The 21713-nt window shown below is 60.7% G+C and carries 18 protein-coding genes; 1 reads left to right on the plus strand and 17 read right to left on the minus strand.

Annotated elements, in window-relative coordinates:
- Positions 1-19 precede the first annotated feature (19 nt).
- The 15 genes from atpG to CLH61_RS08530 all read right to left on the minus strand — a co-directional run bounded on the left by atpG (position 20) and on the right by CLH61_RS08530 (position 16375).
- Positions 20-880 (minus strand): F0F1 ATP synthase subunit gamma, encoded by an 861-nt coding sequence (gene atpG, locus CLH61_RS08460; protein WP_099614291.1) that lies wholly within the window; start codon positions 878-880, stop codon positions 20-22.
- A 72-nt stretch (positions 881-952) separates the two neighbouring features.
- On the minus strand, positions 953-2497 hold the full coding sequence (atpA, locus tag CLH61_RS08465; RefSeq protein ID WP_099614292.1) for a F0F1 ATP synthase subunit alpha: 1545 nt from the start codon (positions 2495-2497) through the stop codon (positions 953-955).
- 28 nt (positions 2498-2525) lie between these two features.
- Positions 2526-3062: a F0F1 ATP synthase subunit delta gene (locus tag CLH61_RS08470; protein WP_099614293.1), complete on the minus strand. Its 537-nt coding sequence runs from the start codon at positions 3060-3062 to the stop codon at positions 2526-2528.
- 15 nt (positions 3063-3077) lie between these two features.
- Positions 3078-3548 (minus strand): F0F1 ATP synthase subunit B, encoded by a 471-nt coding sequence (locus tag CLH61_RS08475; RefSeq protein WP_099614294.1) that lies wholly within the window; start codon positions 3546-3548, stop codon positions 3078-3080.
- A gap of 72 nt (positions 3549-3620) precedes the next feature.
- Positions 3621-3872 carry a F0F1 ATP synthase subunit C gene (atpE, locus tag CLH61_RS08480; RefSeq protein WP_099614295.1) on the minus strand — a complete coding sequence of 84 codons (252 nt, stop codon included), beginning with the start codon at positions 3870-3872 and terminating at the stop codon, positions 3621-3623.
- Between the two features lie 77 nt (positions 3873-3949).
- The gene (gene atpB / locus CLH61_RS08485; protein WP_099614296.1) at positions 3950-4822 is read right to left on the minus strand and encodes a F0F1 ATP synthase subunit A; all 873 of its coding nucleotides are present in this window, start codon (positions 4820-4822) and stop codon (positions 3950-3952) included.
- A gap of 19 nt (positions 4823-4841) precedes the next feature.
- Positions 4842-5240: a F0F1 ATP synthase subunit I gene (locus CLH61_RS08490; protein WP_099614297.1), complete on the minus strand. Its 399-nt coding sequence runs from the start codon at positions 5238-5240 to the stop codon at positions 4842-4844.
- A 292-nt stretch (positions 5241-5532) separates the two neighbouring features.
- Positions 5533-6408 carry a ParB/RepB/Spo0J family partition protein gene (locus CLH61_RS08495; RefSeq protein ID WP_099614298.1) on the minus strand — a complete coding sequence of 292 codons (876 nt, stop codon included), beginning with the start codon at positions 6406-6408 and terminating at the stop codon, positions 5533-5535.
- A 51-nt stretch (positions 6409-6459) separates the two neighbouring features.
- Positions 6460-7254: a ParA family protein gene (locus CLH61_RS08500; protein ID WP_099614299.1), complete on the minus strand. Its 795-nt coding sequence runs from the start codon at positions 7252-7254 to the stop codon at positions 6460-6462.
- 2 nt (positions 7255-7256) lie between these two features.
- Positions 7257-7931, minus strand: a complete 675-nt coding sequence (gene rsmG, locus CLH61_RS08505; RefSeq protein ID WP_099614300.1) for a 16S rRNA (guanine(527)-N(7))-methyltransferase RsmG — start codon at positions 7929-7931, stop codon at positions 7257-7259.
- 9 nt (positions 7932-7940) lie between these two features.
- Positions 7941-9827: a tRNA uridine-5-carboxymethylaminomethyl(34) synthesis enzyme MnmG gene (gene mnmG, locus CLH61_RS08510; RefSeq protein ID WP_099614301.1), complete on the minus strand. Its 1887-nt coding sequence runs from the start codon at positions 9825-9827 to the stop codon at positions 7941-7943.
- Positions 9828-10185: 358 nt separating this feature from the next.
- Positions 10186-11475 (minus strand): MFS transporter, encoded by a 1290-nt coding sequence (locus tag CLH61_RS08515; protein ID WP_099614302.1) that lies wholly within the window; start codon positions 11473-11475, stop codon positions 10186-10188.
- Between the two features lie 51 nt (positions 11476-11526).
- A complete protein-coding gene (locus CLH61_RS08520) occupies positions 11527-14673 on the minus strand; it encodes an efflux RND transporter permease subunit (protein ID WP_099614303.1) in 3147 nt (1048 codons plus the stop codon).
- A gap of 3 nt (positions 14674-14676) precedes the next feature.
- Positions 14677-15771 (minus strand): efflux RND transporter periplasmic adaptor subunit, encoded by a 1095-nt coding sequence (locus CLH61_RS08525; RefSeq protein ID WP_099614304.1) that lies wholly within the window; start codon positions 15769-15771, stop codon positions 14677-14679.
- A gap of 37 nt (positions 15772-15808) precedes the next feature.
- On the minus strand, positions 15809-16375 hold the full coding sequence (locus tag CLH61_RS08530; RefSeq protein WP_099614305.1) for a DUF3833 domain-containing protein: 567 nt from the start codon (positions 16373-16375) through the stop codon (positions 15809-15811).
- Positions 16376-16633: 258 nt separating this feature from the next.
- Here CLH61_RS08530 and CLH61_RS08535 point away from each other — a divergent pair, with 258 nt between their 5' ends.
- Positions 16634-18454: an acyl-CoA dehydrogenase C-terminal domain-containing protein gene (locus tag CLH61_RS08535; protein WP_099614306.1), complete on the plus strand. Its 1821-nt coding sequence runs from the start codon at positions 16634-16636 to the stop codon at positions 18452-18454.
- Positions 18455-18568: 114 nt separating this feature from the next.
- Here CLH61_RS08535 and mnmE read toward each other — a convergent pair whose 3' ends face one another.
- Both mnmE and yidC read right to left on the minus strand, forming a co-directional pair.
- Entirely contained in the window at positions 18569-19939 is a 1371-nt protein-coding gene (gene mnmE, locus CLH61_RS08540; RefSeq protein WP_099614307.1) for a tRNA uridine-5-carboxymethylaminomethyl(34) synthesis GTPase MnmE, read from the minus strand.
- A 73-nt stretch (positions 19940-20012) separates the two neighbouring features.
- Positions 20013-21713: a membrane protein insertase YidC gene (gene yidC, locus CLH61_RS08545; protein ID WP_099614308.1), complete on the minus strand. Its 1701-nt coding sequence runs from the start codon at positions 21711-21713 to the stop codon at positions 20013-20015.

The raw sequence follows: 21713 nt of genomic DNA on the forward strand, positions 1-21713 counted from the left end.
AGTTGGACTGTGGGGTGGATCAGACCGAAGCCGCACCGCTCACAATCTCTGAAATCTCTTGGGTGATGGCTGCCTGACGCGCCTTGTTATAAGCCAGCTGAAGTTCGTCGATAATGCTACCGGCGTTATCAGTTGCGCTCTTCATGGCGATCATCCGGGCGGCCTGTTCACATGCCAGATTCTCTACCACACCCTGGTAAACCTGGGACTCTATGAAACGTGGCAGAAGGCCATCGAGGATCTGCCTGGCATCGGGCTCGTAGAGATAATCCCACTGGTTCTTGATCTCTTCGTCTTCGCTCGGAGGCAGGGGCAACAACTGCTCCACCTGCGGGCTCTGGGTCATGGTGTTCACGAACTCGTTGCTGACAAGATACAGACGATCGATCTTGCCCTCGGAGAACGCGTCCAGCATCACCTTGACGTTGCCGATGAGTTGTTCGGAGCTCGGGCTGTCACCGAGGTGAGTCAGCGCCGCAATGACGTTACCGCCATAGCTCCGGAAGAACGACGCACCTTTCTGTCCGATGGCACACAGATCGGTTTCCACGCCTTTCTCTTTCCACGCTCGCATTTCACGGACAAGCGCTTTGAACAGGTTGATGTTCAGACCACCGCAGAGGCCACGATCAGTTGACACCACGATATAGCCAACACGCTTGACGTCGCGCTCGACCATGAACGGGTGCTTGTACTGAGCATTCGCCTTGGCAATGTGCCCGATCACCTGACGCATCTTCTCCGCATACGGGCGGGTAGCCTGCATGCGTTCCTGAGCCTTGCGCATCTTGCTCGCCGCCACCATTTCCATGGCGCTGGTGATCTTCTGCGTGCTCTTGATGCTCGAAATCTGGTTACGTATTTCTTTGCCGACGGCCATAACTCACTGCCTTCTCAAGTTAGACACTCGTTGCTACGAAAAGCGGCCTGCGACAAATCGCAGGCCGACTTCTTACCAGCTCTGAGTGGTCTTGAATTTCTCAAGTGCAGCTTTCAGGCCGGCAGCGATTTCATCGTTGTAATCGCCTTTCTCGTTGATCTTGTCGAGAAGTGCCTTCTGCTCGGACCGCATCCAGTCCAGCAGTTGGGCTTCAAACTTCACAACCTTGTCGACATCAACGTCGTCCAGGAAGCCTTCGTTGGCTGCAAACAGAACGGTACCCATTTCAGCCACCGACAGCGGGCTGTACTGGTTCTGCTTCATGAGTTCGGTAACACGCTGACCGTGCTCGAGCTGCTTGCGCGTTGCTTCGTCAAGATCGGAAGCGAACTGGGCGAAAGCGGCGAGTTCACGGTACTGGGCCAGGGCCAGACGGATGTTACCACCGAGCTTCTTCATGATCTTGGTCTGGGCCGCACCACCAACCCGGGATACCGAGATACCGGCGTTCATGGCCGGACGGATACCAGAGTTGAACAGGTTGGTTTCCAGGAAGATCTGGCCGTCGGTGATGGAGATCACGTTGGTCGGTACGAACGCGGATACGTCGCCGGCCTGGGTCTCGATGATCGGCAGCGCGGTCAGGGAACCGGTCTGGCCTTTCACTTCACCGTTGGTGAACTGCTCTACGTAGTCGGCGTTAACGCGGGACGCGCGCTCCAGCAGACGGGAGTGCAGGTAGAACACGTCACCCGGGTAGGCTTCACGGCCCGGCGGACGACGCAGCAGCAGGGAGATCTGGCGGTATGCCACAGCCTGCTTGGACAGATCGTCGTAAACGATCAGCGCGTCTTCACCGCGGTCACGGAAGTACTCACCCATGGAGGTACCGGAGTACGGTGCCAGGAACTGCATCGCTGCAGGATCGGCAGCACCGGCGGCAACCACGATGGTGTGGTCCATGGCGCCGTGCTCTTCGAGCTTGCGCACCACGGCAGCGATGGAAGACTGCTTCTGGCCAACGGCAACGTAGATACACTTGATGCCGGTGTGCTTCTGGTTGATGATCGCGTCGATTGCCACCGCGGTCTTACCGATCTGGCGGTCACCGATGATCAGCTCACGCTGGCCACGACCGATCGGCACCATGGTGTCGATGGCTTTCAGACCGGTCTGTACCGGCTGGTCAACGGACTGACGGGCGATAACGCCTGGCGCCACCTTTTCGACCGGAGAGGTCAGCTCGGTGCCCAGCTCGCCCTTGCCGTCGATCGGGTTACCCAGACCGTCAACAACGCGGCCCAGCAGTTCCCGGCCTACCGGTACTTCCAGGATACGACCGGTGCAACGAACCTTCTGACCTTCGGCCAGGTCTTCGTAGTCACCCAGTACCACCGCACCAACGGAATCGCGCTCGAGGTTCAGCGCCATACCGAATGTGCCGTTGGCAAATTCAATCATCTCACCGTACATAACGTCGGCGAGACCGTGGATCAGCACGATACCGTCGGAAACCGACAGGATCGTACCTTCGTTCTTTGCTTCGGAAGAGATGTCGAGCTTCTCGATTCTCTTCTTGATGATGTCACTGATCTCGGATGGATTCAGTTGCTGCATGCCTTTATCCTCAAACCTTGTGCTGAAATCAGGAGCCCAGTGCGTCGGCCAGTTTGGTCAGCTTTCCGCGGACAGACGCGTCAATGACCAGATCGCCGGTGCGTACAACCACACCACCGATCAGAGACTTGTCCATTGACGCCGCGAGTGAAACCTTGCGGTCCAGTTTTGTCGACAGTGCCTGGGCGAGCTTCTGTTGCTGTTCTTCCGTCAGCTCGAACGCTGCGGTTACTTCAATATCAACAGTGCGCTCAAGATCAGCCCGGTACGTGTTGAAGAGCGCTGCAATCTCGGGAAGCAGAGCCAGTCGGCGGTTCTCGGCAAGAACCATGAAGAAGTTGCGGATCGGCTCGGAAACGGACTTTTCAGTCACTTCGAGGATCAGCTCGGCCTTTCTGGTTTCTGCCATTCCCGGATTAGCGAGAAGCTGTCTTACTACGGCGTTCGCGGCGATCTGTCCGGCCAGGGTCAGCAGCTCGGACCAGTCAGCCAGCTGTTGCTGGTCCTGAGCGGCCTGAAATGCTGCCTTGGCGTAAGGACGGGCCAGCGTTCTCAGTTCTGCCATGATGAACCTCGTCGTTTAGAGTTCTGCTGCCAGCTTGTCCAGCATCTCGCTGTGTTTGGTGGCATCGACAGAGGTTTCCAGGATCTTCTCAGCACCGGCAATCGCGATAGCGGCAATTTCTGCACGCAGCGCGTCACGAGCCTGATTGCGCTCCTGCTCGATTTCGGCCTTGGCCTGCTCAATCAGCTTCTGACCTTCCTTGCGAGCGTCCTCCTTGGAGGCCTCCACAATCTGATTGGCGCGCTTGTTGGCCTGCTCGATCAGGGCTGCCGCCTGCTGCTTGGCTTCACGCAGTTCCTGGGCTGACTTTTCCTGAGCCAGTTCCAAGTCACGTGCCGCACGATCTGAGGCAGCCAGTCCGTCAGCGATCTTCTTTTGACGCTCCTGCAGGGCAGCCATCACCGGCGGCCATACGTACTTCATGCAGAAAACGACAAAGATAAAGAACGCGATGGCTTGACCAATAATCGTCAAATTGATGTTCACGTCTTCACCTCTCGCCTGTTGTGTAGTGAATCAACAAACCGGGGAGTTGTGATCCCCGGGATGGCGACCCGATTAAAGCTGACCTACAAACGGGTTGGCGAAGGTGAAGAACAGTGCGATACCAACACCGATCATGGTCACGGCGTCCAGCAGACCGGCAACGATGAACATCTTGACCTGCAGCATCGGGGTCATTTCCGGCTGACGCGCAGCGCCTTCCAGGAACTTGCCACCGAGGATACCAAAGCCGATAGCGGTGCCCAGAGCGCCCAGGCCGATCAGCAGTGCAACAGCAATCGCGGTCATTCCAACTACAGTTTCCATGATAACTCCCAGTTTCAGTTAGGTTTTCAGTTTAAGTTTAAGGGTTACGGTTTAAAAACTACGGTTTCAGCGCCCAGTCAGTGACTGTCCTCGTGGGCCATGCTCAGGTACACGATCGTCAGCATCATGAAGATGAAGGCCTGCAGGGTGATGATCAGGATGTGGAAAATCGCCCAGGGCACTGACAGCGTCCACTGTGCCCACAGGGGCAGCAGCGCAATCAGGATGAAGATCAGCTCGCCGGCGTACAGGTTACCGAACAGACGCAGCGCCAGTGAGATCGGCTTGGCCAGCAGGCTCACACCTTCCAGCAACAGGTTGACCGGAATCAGCAGCACCTTCAGGAACAGGTTGTCTGAGGAGAACGGATGCAAGGTCAGTTCACCAACGAAGCCGCCCACACCCTTGACCTTGATGCTGTAATAGATGATCAGCGCGAACACCGAGAGGGACATGCCGAGCGTGATGTTAACGTCGGTGGTCGGTACCACCTTCATGTAATCGGCACCCGCCAGGTGGAACAGCTGCGGCAGGAAGTCAACCGGCACCAGGTCCATCAGGTTCATCAGGAAGACCCAGCAGAAGATGGTCAGTGACAGCGGTGCGATCACCTTGTTCTTGCCGTGGAAGGTTTCCTTCACACTGTTGTCGACAAACTCGACCATGACTTCGACGAAATTCTGCAAGCCACCCGGTACATCACTGGTGGCACGGCGGGCAGCCAGGCGGAACAAAAACAGGAACAACAGGCCCAGACCAACGGACCAGCCGAGGGAATCAACGTGGAGCGCCCAGAACCCCATGTCGGAAGCTTCGGCACCGGTCTTGGCCAGGGTCCAGGTTGCCTGGTCAAGCACCGTGCCATCGGCACGCTCATAACCGGCAGGAAGCTTGCCATAGGTCAGGTTCTGGAGGTGATGCTGGATATATTCGGATGCACTGCCTGCCATAACGTTCTCTCAGGTCGTGTTAATTTCGCTGCGCTCTGCCGCTCGCAAAGAACGGGGTCAACCAGTTGGTGACCAGCATGATCGCAAATGTTAAAAAAAGTGCCGCTACATCAAGCGGCTGAATCCATTTGAACACCATCGTGAAGAGGATGGCGCACAGGATGAGCTTGCCGGCCTCACCCTGGTAAAAAGAACTCATGATCTTCCTGGCAGACCGCGCGCCGGAGTAGCGGAATGCCTTGAGCGCAAAGTAACCGTGGGGCAGCAGAAAAATAAGCCCACCCAGAAGCGCTGAATAACCTGCGACCTGGCTGCGAAATAAAAAGGCCAGGCTGACGAACACCAGTACCACACTCTGTATTACAAACCATCGTGCGATGGGCGGGCGGCCGATGCCGCGGGTGCTTGCCTTCGTCATGTTCGTCCCGGAAAAACGGTGCTTTGATCCGATGCAGTCCAGAAAATAACCAAATACACCGATACGAGCGCGGCAGATTATAGGTGTTCAACTTGCACTAATCAACAAAACTGCCGGGGTGGAAATGCGGTCAAACGGCGCGATTTGTCGCGGTTTACGGGCTTCCGGACATAAATGGGTGCCAGATCAGTTTTCCACCACTACATGTTGTGGAATGGCGGAAAACCGTACTTTGGTAGGGGGCTCTTTCGGCGCAGCAAAGCGGTACCGAAAACCGCGCGGCGGGCGCGGGTTATTTGATATGGCCCAGAATGCCATCCAGTTCGTCGAGCGAACTGTACTCGATGACCAGCTTGCCCTTGCCGCGCTGGCCATGGTCGATGGAAACCCGGGCCCCGAGGCGTTCGGCAAGGTCGTCCTGCAGGGCGCGGATATTGGGGTCCAGCGTTCCCTTCGGGCGCTTGCCAGCCTGCGGATTCTCCTGCTGCAGGCGACGGACCAGGGCCTCGGTCTGGCGTACCGACAGCGACTTGGCCACCACCATGCGGGCCACCTGCATCTGCTGTTCGGGGGGCAGGGTCAGCATGGCGCGACCATGGCCCATCTCAAGGTCACCGTGCTCCAGCATAACCCGTACGTCCTCGGTGAGGCCGAGCAGGCGCAGCAGGTTGGTGATGGTGGTACGGGACTTGCCCACTGCCTCGGCGACCTGGGCCTGGGTCAGACCAAATTCATCCTGCAGGCGCTGCAGGGCGAAGGCTTCTTCCACCGGATTGAGGTTCTCGCGCTGGATGTTCTCGATCAGTGCCATGGCAATGGCGGCATCGTCCGGAACCTCGCGGATGATGGCCGGAATGCGATCGAGTTCGGCAATCTGGGTGGCGCGCCAGCGCCGTTCGCCGGCAATCAGTTCATAGCGCCCTTCCGCAATCGGCCGCACCACCACCGGCTGCATCACCCCCTGCTGACGGATCGAGTCCGCCAGTTCCTGGAGCGCGGCCGGATCCATGTCACGACGGGGCTGGTAACGGCCACGCTGGATCAGGTCGACCGGGATGTCACGGAGTTCCCCGTCCTGGCCCTTGAGCTCCTGGTCGAGACTGACCTTGGAGCCCGCCAGCAGTGCACCCAGTCCACGCTCACCCAATCCTCGTTTCTTCGCCGCCATGGTGTTTGTCATTCTTCCCGGTGAAAGTCGTTCGTCTGTATGGCCGCTATCTTACACGGCAACGGGCGGCGATGTCTTTGCCGAGCCGTGGCGACGGACCATTTCCCCGGCCAGCGCCAGATAGGCGATGGCCCCTTTGGACAGCCGGTCGTATTTCAGCGCCGGCATGCCGTAGCTGGGCGCCTCGGCGAGCCGGACATTACGGGGAATCACCGCCTTGTAGACCTTGTCGCCGAAATATTCGCTGAGCTGGCCGGAAACATCCAGGGTCAGGCTGTTGCGGGGGTCGTACATGGTGCGCAGGATGCCCTCCACCTGGAGGTTCTGGTTTACCGTTTCCTGGATCTGTTCAACGGTGTTCATCAGCGCCGCCAGGCCTTCCAGTGCATAGTATTCACACTGCATCGGGATCAGTACGGTATCCGCTGCCGACAACGCGTTGACAGTGAGCAGGCTGAGCGATGGCGGGCAGTCGATGAGGATGTAGTCGTAGTTCTCCCGCACGCTGTTGATGGCCAGTCGCAACCGGTATTCCCGGCCGATCTCGTTCATCAGCGCCACTTCGGCGGCAGTGAGGTCACCGTTGGCAGGCAGCAGGTCAAAGCCGGATGCCTCGGCATGGATAATGACTTCCGCGGCGGTGGCCTGCTTGGTCAGTACATCGTAGCCGGAGCGCTCGAGGCTGTTCTTGTCGACACCGCTGCCCATGGTGGCGTTGCCCTGGGGATCCATATCCACCAGCAGCACCCGGCGCCGGGTCGCCGCCAGCGAGGCCGCAAGATTGACGCAGGTGGTGGTCTTGCCGACACCGCCTTTCTGATTGGTCACCGCAATCACTCGCGCCATGGCTAGCCTCCCGTCCCGGAATCCGTCTGGTTGATGTTCTGGTCTGTGCTGCGATCTATGATCAGCAGATGCCGTTCCCCGGTACAGCCGGGCACCTGCAACGGCTGGTGGGATCTTACCCGCCAGCCCGCCGGCAGGGCGGCTACCTCATCATCCGGAAACTGGCCTTTCATGGCAAGGAACTCGCCATCATCAGCCAGCAGTTGCCCGCACCAGTTCACCAGGTTGGCGAGGGCAGTAAAGGCCCGGCTGCTGATCTGGCGGAACGGCTGGTCGGGCTGGCAGGCCTCGGCGCGGCCATGGATGACCTCGACGTTGGTGAGTCCGAGCTCCAGCACGCACTGAGTGAGGAAACGGGTTTTCTTGCTGTTGCTGTCGAGCAGGGTAAAGCGGGTGCCGGGCAGTGCGATGGCCAGCGGAATACCGGGCAAACCACCACCGGCGCCGACATCCAGCAGGTGGCCGGCGGTCACCCGGGGCAGGATACTCAGGCTGTCGAGCAGCTGGCGTGACACCATCTCGGCCGGCTCGCGCACCGCGGTCAGGTTGTAGGCCCGGTTCCACTTGTTGAGCAGGGCAAGGAAGGCCAGCAACTGCGCCTGTTGGTCGCTAGCCAGTTCAATACCCAGTTCCTGCAGGCCCTGCGCCAGCTGCTGTTGCCACATGGTGTCAGACATCGTGGGTACTCAGGCCGATTGCTTGCGCAGCAGGTCACGCTTTTTCAGGTGCACCAGCAACTGGGAGATCGCCGCCGGGGTCACCCCCTGGATGCGGGAGGCCTGGGCCACGGTTTCCGGCCGGACGGTCTGCAGCTTCTGGCGGATCTCATTGGACAGGCCGCCGATTACGTCGTAGTCCAGGTCTGCCGGCAGCAAGGTATTCTCGTTGCGGCGCAACCGCTCGATCTCGTCGGCCTGGCGGGAGATGTAGCCCTCGTACTTGATCTCGATCTCCACCTGCTCGGCGACGTCCGGATCTTCCGCCCGGACCTCGCCAATGTCGGCAATGTGGCGGTAACTGATTTCCGGCCGCCGCAGCAGCTCGGCCAGGGACTGGTCCCGGGTCAGCGCCTGGTTGAGGAAACCGTTGGCCCGCGCACCGGCGGCGGAGTCGGGGTGAATCCGGGTGGTTTCGAGGCGGCTGCGCTCGCCGGCGATGGCCTCGCGCTTGGTGTTGAAACGCTGCCAGCGGTGGTCATCCACCAGGCCCAGCTTGCGGCCGGTTTCGGTCAGCCGCAGGTCGGCATTGTCTTCCCGCAGGATCAGCCGGTATTCCGCGCGGCTGGTAAACATGCGGTAGGGCTCGGAGGTGCCCATGGTAATCAGGTCATCCACCAGAACCCCGAGGTAGGCCTCGTCACGACGCGGGTACCAGGGGTCTTTCTCTTGGGCCTGCAGTGCGGCGTTGATGCCTGCCAGCAGGCCCTGGGCACCGGCTTCTTCATAACCGGTGGTGCCGTTGATCTGGCCGGCAAAATAGAGACCGCCGATAAACTTGGTCTCCAGGGTGTGACGCAGATCCTGCGGGTTGAGGAAATCGTACTCGATAGCATAGCCCGGCCGGGTGATGTGGGCCTGCTCGAACCCGGGAATGGAGCGCACCGCTGCCAGCTGGATATCAAACGGCAGGCTGGTTGAGATGCCGTTGGGATACAGCTCGTGGGTGGTGAGGCCTTCCGGCTCGACAAAAATCTGGTGCGAGTCCTTGTCGGCAAAGCGATTGACCTTGTCCTCGATGGACGGGCAGTAGCGCGGGCCTACCCCTTCGATGTTGCCGGCGAACATCGGCGAACGGTCAAAACCGCTGCGGATGATGTCGTGGGTCTGCTCGGTGGTTCGGGTGACGTAGCAACAGATCTGCTGCGGGTGCTGGTCACGGCTGCCGATGAAGGACATCACCGGCGTCGGCTCATCGCCCCACTGTTCCTGCATCACCGAGAAATCCACGGTACGGGCATCAATCCGCGGCGGCGTGCCGGTTTTCAGCCGGCCGACGTTGAACGGCAGTTCCCGCAGTCGTCTGGCCAGGGCATTGGCCGGCGCGTCACCGGCACGGCCACCGGCATGGTGCTGCATGCCAATGTGGATCACGCCCCCCAGGAAGGTCCCGGTGGTAAGCACCACGGTGCGGGCATGGAAGCGGATGCCGGTCTGGGTAACCACACCGGTCACCCGGTCGCCTTCCACCAGCAGGTCGTCAGCCGCCTGCTGGAACAGGGTCAGATTGGGCTGGTTCTCCAGCAGGTGGCGGATCGCCGCCTTGTACAGGATGCGATCGGCCTGGGCGCGGGTGGCCCGCACCGCCGGGCCCTTGCGGCTGTTGAGTACGCGGAACTGGATGCCGGCCTGGTCGGTCGCGCGCGCCATGGCTCCGCCCAGGGCATCGATTTCCTTCACCAGATGGCTCTTGCCGATGCCACCAATGGCCGGATTACAGGACATCTGGCCAAGGGTTTCAATGTTATGGGTCAACAGCAGGGTCTGTGACCCCATGCGGGCAGCTGCCAGTGCCGCCTCGGTACCGGCATGGCCACCACCAATGACAATCACATCGAAACGGGTCGGAAAATCCACACGTCACCTCAGGGGAAAAAGGGAATAAAAATCAGGCCGCGGAGTATAACGCCTCACCCCGGAAAATGCAGTCAGAATGTGCAAATTTTAACCAGCTTTCCGAAAAAGCGGAAGGCGGTAACGGATCGGTCTCCCGCTACGGTGTCTGAAGTGCCCTGCCGGGGCCGGACCGGATCATGGGTAATTGGTGAAATTTTATCCTTTTCAGTAGCTTGTAACCCGCTCCTGAGAAAAGTTTTCAAGAAAGTTATCCACATCACGGGAGCCTGCCAAAAGGCCCGAAATATGACCATAACTAACTGATAAAAAAGGTTTTAATTAATTTTATTCAACGCTTATGCGCGGGTTGTTCAAACAATTATCCACAGGAAGGGCTGACTGCAACCCTGGCCAGCCGCCAGGCGCTAGCAACCACTAACAGGTTGGTCAGCGACAGGCTGAGCAGGAATTCCGGAATGGTGAAATCCAGCACCCCGAGCAACACCATCGCCACCAGCGCACTGACCACCATGAACAGGGCATTGATGACATTAAGTGCGGCAATCAGCCGGGCCCGCTTGCCGAACGGCGTTTCGTGCTGGATGTAGGCATACAGCGGCACAATGAACAGACCGCCGGCAATGCCAATGCCCATCAGATCGACCAGCACCCTGAGGTAGACGGGATCGGTCAGCATGGTCAGCCAGGTGGACGGCACCGGCGCCTCCGGTACGCTGAAATACAGATCCACCCCCAGCAGGCTCAGCCCCAGCGCGCCCCAGGGCACCAGCCGCAGGCTGACCCGGTGTCCGGTGAGCCGCTCGCACAGCATCGAGCCCACCGAGATACCGATAGTGAACAGCGCCAGCAACAAGGTGACCACGGTTTCGTCGCCCCGCAGGTTGGTCCTGGCGAAGTTGGGGAACTGGGTCAGGTACGCCGCACCGAGGAACCAGAACCAGGAGATGGCCAGCACCGCCAGCAGCACCTGGCGCCGCTCTGCCGCCAGGACCATGAGATGCCAGGTTTCCCGCACCGGCCGCAGGCTCAGCCTGAGGTCCCCGGCCGCCGCCGCGGTCTGCGGTACCTGGCGTGCCGCGAGGTAACCCAGCACCGCCATCACCACCACTCCGATGGCGGTCAGGCGCGCCGCGGTCTCGTACCCCATCAGCAGGCCGGCGGCAATGGTACCCAACAGGATGGCGACAAAGGTGCCCATGCCCACCAGCGCATTGCCGCCGACCAGTTCGTCGTCCGCCAGCACCTGCGGCAGGATGGCGTACTTGACCGGACCGAAGAAGGTGGACTGGGTACCCATCAGGAACAGCAGCACCAGCAAAACCTCATACCAGCCAAACCACAACGCCACCGCCGCCAGCGCCATGATCACGATCTCCAGGAACTTGACCGCGCGGATGATGCGGGACTTCTCGTATTTATCGGCGAGCTGACCGGCAATGCCGGAGAACAGAAAGAACGGCAGGATAAACAGGAACGCCGCAAAATTGACCACCACATCCACCGACAGCCCCATCAGGCCGCCGGCGCTGTAGGTGATCAGCAACAGCAGGGCATTCTTGTACAGGTTATCGTTGAACGCACCGGAAAACTGGGTGAGGTAGAACGGCAGAAAACGCCGCTGCCCCAACAAACGGAACTGACTGTGCATGGTAGATCCTGTTCTGCTGCAAAATGGCCGGCACTCCTGCCGGCCTCGCCATCAGAAGTCGTCGGCCCGCTGCTGCGGCGCACTGGCATAACCAGGACCACCGCCCTCCAGGCTGGCCTGCTTTTCCAGCTCCAGCGCCACTGCGTTACTGGACTTGGCGAACCGGGCGAGCAGATTATACAGCACCGGAATGATGAACAGGGTCAGGGTGGTGGCAAAGATCAGGCCACCGAGAATAACCACACCGATGGCGGCACGGCTCTCGGCGCCGGCGCCGCTGGCCATTACCAGCGGAATGGCCCCGAACACCGTCGAGATGGTGGTCATCAGCACCGGGCGGAAGCGCAGGATGGCACCCTGCAGGATCGCGTCCCGCACTTCGTAACCCTTGTCCCGCAGCTGGTTGGCAAACTCCACAATCAGGATGCCGTTCTTCGCCATCAATCCGAGTAGCATGATAATGCCGATCTGGCTGTAGATGTTCAGACTGATACCGGACACCAGCAGGGCAATCAGCGCACCGGTCACCGCCAGCGGCACCGACAGCATGATAATCAGCGGATGGATCCAGCTTTCAAACTGCGCCGCCAGCACCAGGAATACGATGATGAATGCCAGCCCGAAGGTGACGTACACCGCTGACGACGATTCCTCGAATTCACGGCTCAGGCCCTTGTAGCTGACCCGGGCCTCCGGGGGCAGATTATCCACCGCCAGATTGTTGAGGTAAGTGAGCGCCGAGCCGAGGTCGTAGCCCTCTGCCAGAGAACCGCTGATGACCACTGCAGGCAACCGGTCGACCCGGCGGAGATCCGGGTTGGCACCGATTTCGGTGACCGATACCAGCGCCTGCATCGGGATCAGCTCACCGCCAGCCCGCGGCCGCAGGAACACCTGGCCGAGATCTTCCGGGGTGGCCCGATCCAGATCGGCCGCCTGCACAATCACGTCGTACTCGCGGCCGCGGTCGATATAAGTGGTCACCTGGCGGGACGCCAGCATGGTCTGCAGGGTCAGCCCGACATCTTCGACCGTGATATCGAGATCCGCCGCCCGCTCGCGGTCAATATTGACCCGCAGTTCCGGACGGGTCAGTTCGAAATCCGTCTCCAGGTTCAGCAGTTGCGGGTTTTCCTTGGCGCGGGCCAGGATTTCCTCACTCCAGGCCTGCACGGTTTCATAATCCGGACCGCCAATAACAAACTCCAGCGGCTGGCTGAAGCCGCGCTGGCCCAGCCCCGGCGGATTGACCGCCACGGTACGGACGCCGGGAATGGCCGCCAGGCGGGAACGCAGCTCGCTGGTGATCGCCTGTTGCTTGATGTCCCTCTCATCCCAGGGTGCCAACCCCATGATCAGGAAGGCATTGTCAGCCTCCTCGCGGAAGCCGACGATGGACAGCAGGCGATTGGCACTGCCATCTTCCAGGTACGGCAGTAACTGCTGCTCCACCTTGCGGACGTGATGATCGGTGTACTCCACCGTGGAGCCCCGGGGGGCCTTGGACGGCATGATGATCACGCCGCGGTCCTCGGTAGGCGCCAGCTCCTGGGGCAGTTGCGGGAAAATCATCGCCACCAGGATCAACCCCACCAGGCCGAGGCCGATCAGCAGCCCGGGCTGGCGCAAAGAGAACCGCAGCAGCCGCTCGTAGCCGTGGGTCAGGCCGTTCAGCACCTGTTCACTGGCGGCCCACAAGCGATGGCCTTCGACCGTCTCCGGACTGTGGCGGAGCCACTTGGAACACAGCATTGGTGCCAGGGTCAGTGCCACCAGGCTGGACACCACCACCGCGGTGGCCAGGGTAAACCCGAACTCGGCAAACAGCCGGCCAATGTTGCCGCCCATAAAGGAAATCGGCACAAACACCGCCACCAGGGTCAGGGTGGTGGCGATCACCGCAAATGCCACCTGCTTGGCACCCCGGTAACTGGCCAGCAACGGCGGTTCGCCGTCGTCAATCCGGCGCTGGATGTTTTCCAGCATGACAATGGCGTCGTCCACCACCAGACCGATGGCGAGGATGATCGCCAGCAGGGTCAGCACGTTGATCGAGAAGCCCAGCGCGCCGAGCCCGATAAACGCGCCAATCACCGCCACCGGAATGGTCACCGCCGGAATCAGGGTGGCCCGCCAGGACCGCAGGAACACGAAGATCACCAGAATGACCAGCGATACCGCAATGGCCAGGGTGGTCATCACCTCGCTGATCGAGGCGCGGATAAAGATGGATTCGTCGTAGCTTTCGGTGATGCTGATTTCCGGCGGCAGGGTCTCGCGAATCTTGTCCAGCTCCGCCCGCACCAGGTTCGATACCTCCACCGTGTTGGACTTGGACTGGCGGATGATGCCCATGCCGATGGCAGTCTGGCCGTTGGCCCGCAACCGGCTGGTGTCGGATTCCACGCCCATCTGGACGTTGGCGACCTCCCCCAGGCGCAGCAGATTGTTGCCATCGCGGCGAATCACCAGGTTACGGAATTCTTCCACCGTGGACAGCCGGCCCTCGGCCCGCACCGTGAAGTCCCGGGTGGCGGATTCCACCGAACCGGCCGGCAATTCGACGTTGTTGGCCCGCAACGCCCGTTCCACCTCGGCAACGGTGATGTCGCGGGCGGCCAGCCGTTCGCGGTCGAGCCAGACCCGGATCGCGTAACGGCGCTCGCCGCCAATGCGGACATCCGCCACGCCATCGAGTACCGCGAGCCGGTCGGCCAGCACCCGATCGGCAAAGTCACTGAGCTCGGCGCTGTCCCAGACCTCGCTGCGCAGGGTAATCCACATCATGGGACGGGCGTCGGAGTCGGCCTTCTGGACCACCGGAGGATCCGCCTCGTCCGGCAACTGGTTCGCCACCCGGGACACCGCATCGCGGATGTCGTTGGCGGCAATGTCGACGTTACGGGAGGTCTGGAACTCGATGGTGGTGCGGGATTCCCCCTGTTCGGTACTGGATTCGATGGAACGGATACCCTCCACCCCGCTGACTGCCCCTTCAATAACCTGGGTGATCTGGGTGTCCACCACCTCCGCCGCTGCGCCGGTGTAATCCGTGGAAATTGACACCACCGGCGGGTCGATGTCCGGATACTCCCGCACCGGCAGGCCGAGCAACGCCGCAATCCCGAATACCAGGATCAGCAGGCTGAGCACGGTGGCGAACACCGGCCGCTTGATGGAGACGTCGGACAGAATCATCGGTTACGACTCCCGGGTTACGGCAAAACGGTTATCCGGGATGGCGCTGTCATCCTCCACCACATCGATGCGATCACCGCTGCTCAGCCGGTCCTGACCGGTGACAATCACCTGGTCGTCCACGGTGAGGCCCGTCACCACCTCCACCCGACCCGGTGAACGGCTGCCGAGGGTCACGGCAACCCGCCGCGCCTTGCCGTCATCGGCCACAAACACATAGGTATCGGCACCGCGGATCAGTACCGCCTGCTCGGGAATGACCAGGGCATCCCGCTCCCCCAGTACCAGGGTGACCGACATGAACTGGTTGGGCCGCAACCGGCCCTCGGCGTTGTCCACCAGGGCCCGAACCGGCAGGGTGCGGCTGAGCTCGTTAATGCGGGATCCCAGTTCCACCAGACGGCCGTCAAAGCTCTGGGAGGGGAAGGCCGGGCTCATCCCCTGGACCGGCTGACCCTGGCGGATCTGGCCGAGGAAACGCTCGGGGATGGCGAAATTCAGCTCCATGGGATTGGTGGCATCGAGCGTGGTGATCGCGGAACCGGCCGCCAGGTAGGCGCCAATGCTGATTTCACTGAGCCCCACCACCCCGGCGAAGGGTGCTTCGATGCGGTGATTGTCCAGCCGGGTGCGGGCTGACGTGAGCTGGGCACGGGCGACATCGAGCGCGGTGCGCAGCTCATCCACCTGCGACTGGGAAATACTGTTGTTGGCGCGCAGGCTGCGGGCACGTTCAAACTGGCGACGGGCATCGGCCAGCTGCGCTTCGGCAACCTGCAGGTCAGCGCTGGCCTGGCGGTCATCAAGGCGGACCAGCAACTGGCCCTGCGCCACCCGGGCACCGGGCGCAATGTTCAGCTCCACCACACGGCCACTGACCTCGGTGGTCAGTTCCACAGCTTCCCGGGAGCGCAGGTTACCGACGGCAGACAGGGTATCCCGTACCACTTCCAGCACCGGCGCGGTCGCATTGACGATGCTTGGTGGCCGGGCCTGGCCCGCAACATCCTCGCCGCCACGGCTGAGATAGGTGTAGGTACCGGCCGCGGCCAGGCCGAGGACTACCAGTGCGAAGGCGATCAGCCACTGCTTTGCCATGATGTCTTCCGGTCAGTTGGTTCTTGTAATGTTGTCGTCACGGTGACCGCCGCTGAATCACCAGCAGCACTTCCCCCACCTCGATGCCCCACTTGGTCATGGTGGTCTGGTTAATCAGGGTGTCCGGGGTCACCAGATACATCCAGTCATCCATCCGTACGTCAAGGGTGCCGTCCCTGTAAGGTACCCGCAGTACGTAATTCATCTGAATCGCATTACCCTGCCAGCGCATGGTGCCGGGTTCGGTAACGTCACCGGCTTCGGCACGGTAACCTGCATCGACCGGTGTCAGTGTCCAGGTTCGGGTCTGCACCTCACCATCATCGAAGCGGAACACCTCGTCCAGCGTCCCTACTCCGTTGCTGTCCCAGTGCGCGCTGATATCCGCATCGAAGGTCCGGATCACCGTGCCGGTGTAGTCCTTGACCACCCCGCGGGCAGAAAGTTCGCCGTTAAAAAACTGCGCAGGTAGCAGTTCCGGCACCCGGTTGCGATACTCGTCCAGGCCGGGGCCGGCACAACCAGCCAGCCAGGTCAGGGTCAACAATAACCAGACTGTGCAGATCGGGCCAGTCCTGAAGGTGAGGCGGCGTCGGTTTTGCATAACTTTTACACTCTCGCTGGGTCAGCCGTTGCGTTGGATAACAGAGTTTTACGTCGCTGACCCGCCCCTCGATCAGTCTGTCCCCTGCCTTCCCGGTCCGGCTCCCGGGCCTTCCGTCATTTCAGCCAATTGTCTTTTTTGACAGACCGTCGGGTGGTTTCCGTCAATGGCAGCTCCCCGGGATTGCCGTACAACTGATCGCAATGGACGGCCTGAGGCCGTTCCCGACGATCAACTGCGAGTTCCAGAGGTAGCGCTATGCCAACGTACAAGGCACCCCTGCGGGATATGAAGTTCCTGCTCAACGAAGTATTCAACTACCCGCGCCACTACCAGTCCCTGAGCAACGGTGAGAACGCAACCCCGGACATCGTGGATGCCATTCTCGGCGAGTGTGCCCGGTTCTGCGAAGAAGTCCTCAGCCCGCTGTACCAGAGCGGTGACGAGGAAGGCTGCAAACTGGAGAACGGCGAGGTCACTACGCCCAAGGGTTACAAGGAAGCCTACCAGCAGTATGTGACAGGTGGCTGGCAGGGACTGTCTGCTCCCGAGGAAGTCGGCGGACAGGGACTGCCTGCCTCCATCGGACTGTTCAAACAGGAAATGATGGGTACCGCCAACTGGTCATTCTCCATGTACCCGGGACTGTCACTCGGTGCCATGAACACCATCCAGCTGCACGGCAGCGAGGAGCAGATTGCCACCTACCTGGTGCCACTGACCGAAGGCCGCTGGGGTGGCACCATGTGCCTGACCGAACCCCAGTGTGGTACTGACCTCGGCCAGGTCAGGACGAAGGCCGAGCCGCAGGCGGATGGCAGCTACAAAGTGACCGGCACCAAGATCTTTATTTCATCCGGCGATCACGATCTCACCGAGAACATCGTCCACATCGTGCTGGCCCGGCTGCCGGACGCGCCCAAGGGCACCCGCGGCATCAGCCTGTTCATCGTGCCGAAGTTCCTGCCCGACGGTAACGGCGGAGTCGGCGAACGCAACGGTGTCAGTTGCGGCAGCCTGGAAAAGAAAATGGGGATCAAGGCTTCCGCGACCTGTGTCATGAACTTCGATGGTGCCACCGGGTTCCTGATCGGCCCGGAGAATGAGGGTCTGAACTGCATGTTCACCTTCATGAACACCGCCCGCATCGGTACCGCGATCCAGGGCGTGGGCCCGGCCGAGCTGTCCTATCAATGGGCCCTGGAATACGCCCGGGAGCGCCGTTCCATGCGCGCACTGTCCGGCAAGAAGGATCCGCAACATGCGGCCGATGCACTGATCCACCACGCCGATGTGCGGCGGATGCTGCTGACCCAGAAAGCGGTGGCCGAAGGTGGCCGGGCGATGCTGTATTACGCGGCGCGACTGGCCGACCACATGGTAGCCGGTCATCTGGAAGGCGACGACAAGAAAGCGGCGGCCTACGACGACAAGCTGGGCTTCCTGACCCCGATCCTCAAGGGCTTCCTCACTGAGCTGGGTTACGAATCGGCCAATCTCGGCATGCAGGTGTTCGGTGGTCACGGCTACATCCGCGAGCATGGCATGGAACAGATTGTCCGTGACACCCGGATTGCCACCCTGTACGAGGGTACCACTGGTATCCAGGCCCTCGACCTGCTGGGCCGCAAGGTACTGCTGATGACCCAGGGCGGCGCAGTACGGGAGTTCACCCTGAAGATCGCCAACTTTGCCCGCAAGCAGCTGACCGACAAGCGGATGCGGCCGTTTGCCCTGGAACTGCTGAAACTGACTGCCCAATGGAACCTGCTGACCGTACGGATCATGCTCGCCGCCCGCAAGGATCGCGACCTTGTCAGTGCCGCCGCCAACGATTTCCTGATGTTCAGTGGCTACGTGACCATGGCGTACATGTGGGCCCGGATGGCGGCAGTGGCGGTCGATAAACTCGACAACGGCGGTAACGACGCGGCGGAGTTCTATAACGCCAAGCTGGCAACCGCCGAGTTCTATTACGACCGCCTGCTACCCCGTGCCCAGGCCCATGCCACCAGTATGCTGAGTCCGACCCGGAACCTGATGCAGCTGGAAGCAGACCACATGGCCTTCACCGCTTAACCGCGGTGCGTTTCGACCCCGGCGTTTACCGCCGGGGTCTTTTTCATCAGGTTGGTTGCCGACAGCGCACCGGCCAGGCTGACCCAACCGGAGGACGTGGCCTGATGGTGTTGGCTATTTCCCGATACAGAAACTGCTGAATATCTTGCCCAGCAGGTCATCCGGCGTCAGGTGCCCGGTGATTTCCCCCAACGCATCCTGGGCGGCACGCAGGTCTTCGGCCAGTAATTCACCGGCCCCATAGCCTTCGAGCTGGGACTGGCCCTGCAGCAGGGAGCCCCGGGCCCGTTCCAGGGCCTCAAGGTGACGCCGGCGGGCAAGGAATCCGCCTTCGGTGGTGCTGGCAAAACCGATACTTTGTTTCAGGTGCTCGCGAAGCACCTCCAGGCCTTCCGCCGCTTTGGCCGCAAGCCGGATAACCGGGGCGCTCTGGTGCGGTTCGGCGCTGATGCCAACACGCTCACCAGACAAATCCACCTTGTTGCGGATCACCGTCAGGGGCGCAGCGGCGGGCAGCTGGTCGATAAAGTCCGGCCAGATTTCATGGGGTTCGGTCTTGTCAGTGGTGGTGGCATCCACCATCAGCAGGATTCGATCGGCCTGGCGGATCTCCTGCCAGGCGCGGGCGATGCCGATCTGTTCCACCTCATCAGGACTGTCCCGCAGCCCGGCGGTATCGATGATGTGCAGTGGCATACCATCGATGTGGATATGCTCCCGCAGCACATCCCGGGTGGTGCCCTCGATGGCCGTCACAATGGCGGCTTCACGCCCTGCGAGGGCATTGAGCAGACTGGACTTGCCGGCATTTGGCCGGCCGGCGATGACCACTTTCATACCATCACGCAAAATGGTGCCTTGCTGGGCCTCGGCCAGAATCTGCTCCACCTGCTCCAGCAGGTTCTGCAGGTCGGACGCCACTTTGCCATCCGCCAGAAAATCGATTTCCTCTTCCGGAAAGTCGATGGCCGCCTCCACATAGATGCGCAGGTGGGTAATGGCCTCTACCAGGTCATCCACCCGTTTTGAAAACACTCCCTGCATGGACCGCACGGCACAGCGGGCGGCCTGTTCGGAGCTGCTCTCGATCAGGTCGGCAATGGCCTCGGCCTGGGCCAGGTCCAGCTTGTCGTTGAGGAAGGCCCGTTCGGAGAACTCACCGGGCCGGGCGAGGCGGGCGCCCAGGCTGCAGACCTCACGCAACAGCAGGTCCAGGATCACCGTTCCGCCGTGTCCCTGGAGTTCGAACACATCCTCACCGGTGAACGATTGCGGATTGGGGAAAAACAACCCGATGCCCTCATCGATCAGCTCACCCCGGCGGTCGAGGAACGGGCCGAAATGGGCAAACCGGGGCTTCGGTTCAAAACCCAGCATCTGGCGGGCAATGGCGGCCGCTGCCGGGCCGGAAACCCGCACAATTCCCACCCCGGCCTGACCGGGAGCGGTGGCAATGGCGGCAATGGTGTCGGTGGTCTGGTTCATCGGGTTTCCATCCGGCTGAAATGACAGAGGCTCCGTCACGGAGCCTCTGTCTGGGTCAGGTTAACGGCACCGGTCAGTGCTTTTTACCTGCAACTTCCGCTTCAATCTTGCGGGTAATGTACCACTGCTGGCTGATCGACAGAATGTTGTTCACCAGCCAGTACAGTACCAGGCCAGCCGGGAACCACAGGAAGAACACGGTAAAGATCAGTGGCATCATTTTCATGATCTTCGCCTGCATGGGATCCGGTGGCGTCGGGTTCAGGCTCATCTGCAGGAACATGCTGGCGCCCATCAGAATCGGCAACACAAAGTACGGGTCCATCACCGACAGGTCGTGGATCCACAGCATGAACGGCGCATGGCGCAGCTGGACGCTCTCGAACAGTACCCAGTACAGGGAGATGAAGACCGGCATCTGGACCAAGATGGGCAGACAGCCCCCCAGTGGATTGATCTTCTCCCGCTTGTACAACGCCATCATTTCCTGGGACATGCGCTGGCGATCGTCGCCATACAATTCTTTCAGCCGGGTCAGTTGCGGTGCCACGGCGCGCATTCTTGCCATGGAACGGTAACTGGTGGCTGACAAATGGAAAAACAGGCCCTTGACCAGTACGGTCAGCAGGATGATCGCTACACCCCAGTTACCGACAAGTCCATGGAACCATTCCAGAACGATGAACAGCGGCAGGGCGATGAAGAACAGGAAGCCGAAATCCACCGTCCGATCAAGGTTGGGGGCGACGGCTTCAAGTCGATCGATAATTTTCGGACCCACGTAGGCGCGGGCACTGACTTCACCACTCTGGCCAGGTTCAAGCTGCAGTGCGGGATTGACGAAACCCATCACATACAGGCTGCCCCTGCGGGTCGTCTGGAACTGGGCTGGCTGGTCTTTTGCCGGAATCCAGGCACTGAGGAAGTAATGCTGCAGAAACGCCAGCCATCCATTGGTTACTGTCTGGTTGATCGGTTGTTCCGACAGGTCACTGAAATCAAATTTTTCATAGGGATCTTCCTGGGTGCTCATGACCATCCCGAGGAAAGCCTGGATACCCAGGCTGTTCTGGGCCGTGGGATCCGGGGCCTGGTCACGCACAATCTTGCCGGTCAGGTTGGCTTCCCAGGGAGCTGCTGACTGGTTATCAATCAGGTAGCGGACGCCGATTTCGTAGCTGTCGCGGGCCAGGAGGTATTGTTTGGTGATCTTCACACCGGCATCGGTGGTGTGGACCAGGTCGATAGCAAGTTCGTTATCACCTTCGGCCAGACGGTACTCGGTCGCGCTGCTCTGATAGACCGGAGTATCACCGTTCTTGCGGCTGTCCGGGCCGTTCTTGCCGATCAGGCCGCTCTCGAGGATATAGGTTCGGCCATTACTGCTCTGCAGAAGCTTGAGGGGTGCCTTGCTCTTCAGGGAGTCGTCGTAGTTGAGCAGGGACGACTCGACCAGATTGCCGCCAACCCGATCAATCTTGAGCTCAAAGACATCGGTGCGCACCGTAATCAACTGATCGCTGATGTCTGTTGCAGTGGCTGCTGCGCCAAGGTCGGTGCTGCCGCTCTCCGGAGTGGTGAATTCACCATCGCTGGCCGTCCCGGTAGTGGTGGTCGGCGGGGTGGCGAAGTCTCCGCCGGCGCTGTTGCCATTGGCCTGCTGGGCAACTTGGGCAACGGGTTGAGGCTGGTGGTAGTCCTCATTCCAGGCCAGCACCATCAGATAACTGACAATAGCCAGACCGGCAAACAGTACGATGCGTTGAATATCCAT

The sequence above is a fragment of the Marinobacter profundi genome (assembly GCF_002744715.1).
Lineage (GTDB): Bacteria > Pseudomonadota > Gammaproteobacteria > Pseudomonadales > Oleiphilaceae > Marinobacter > Marinobacter profundi.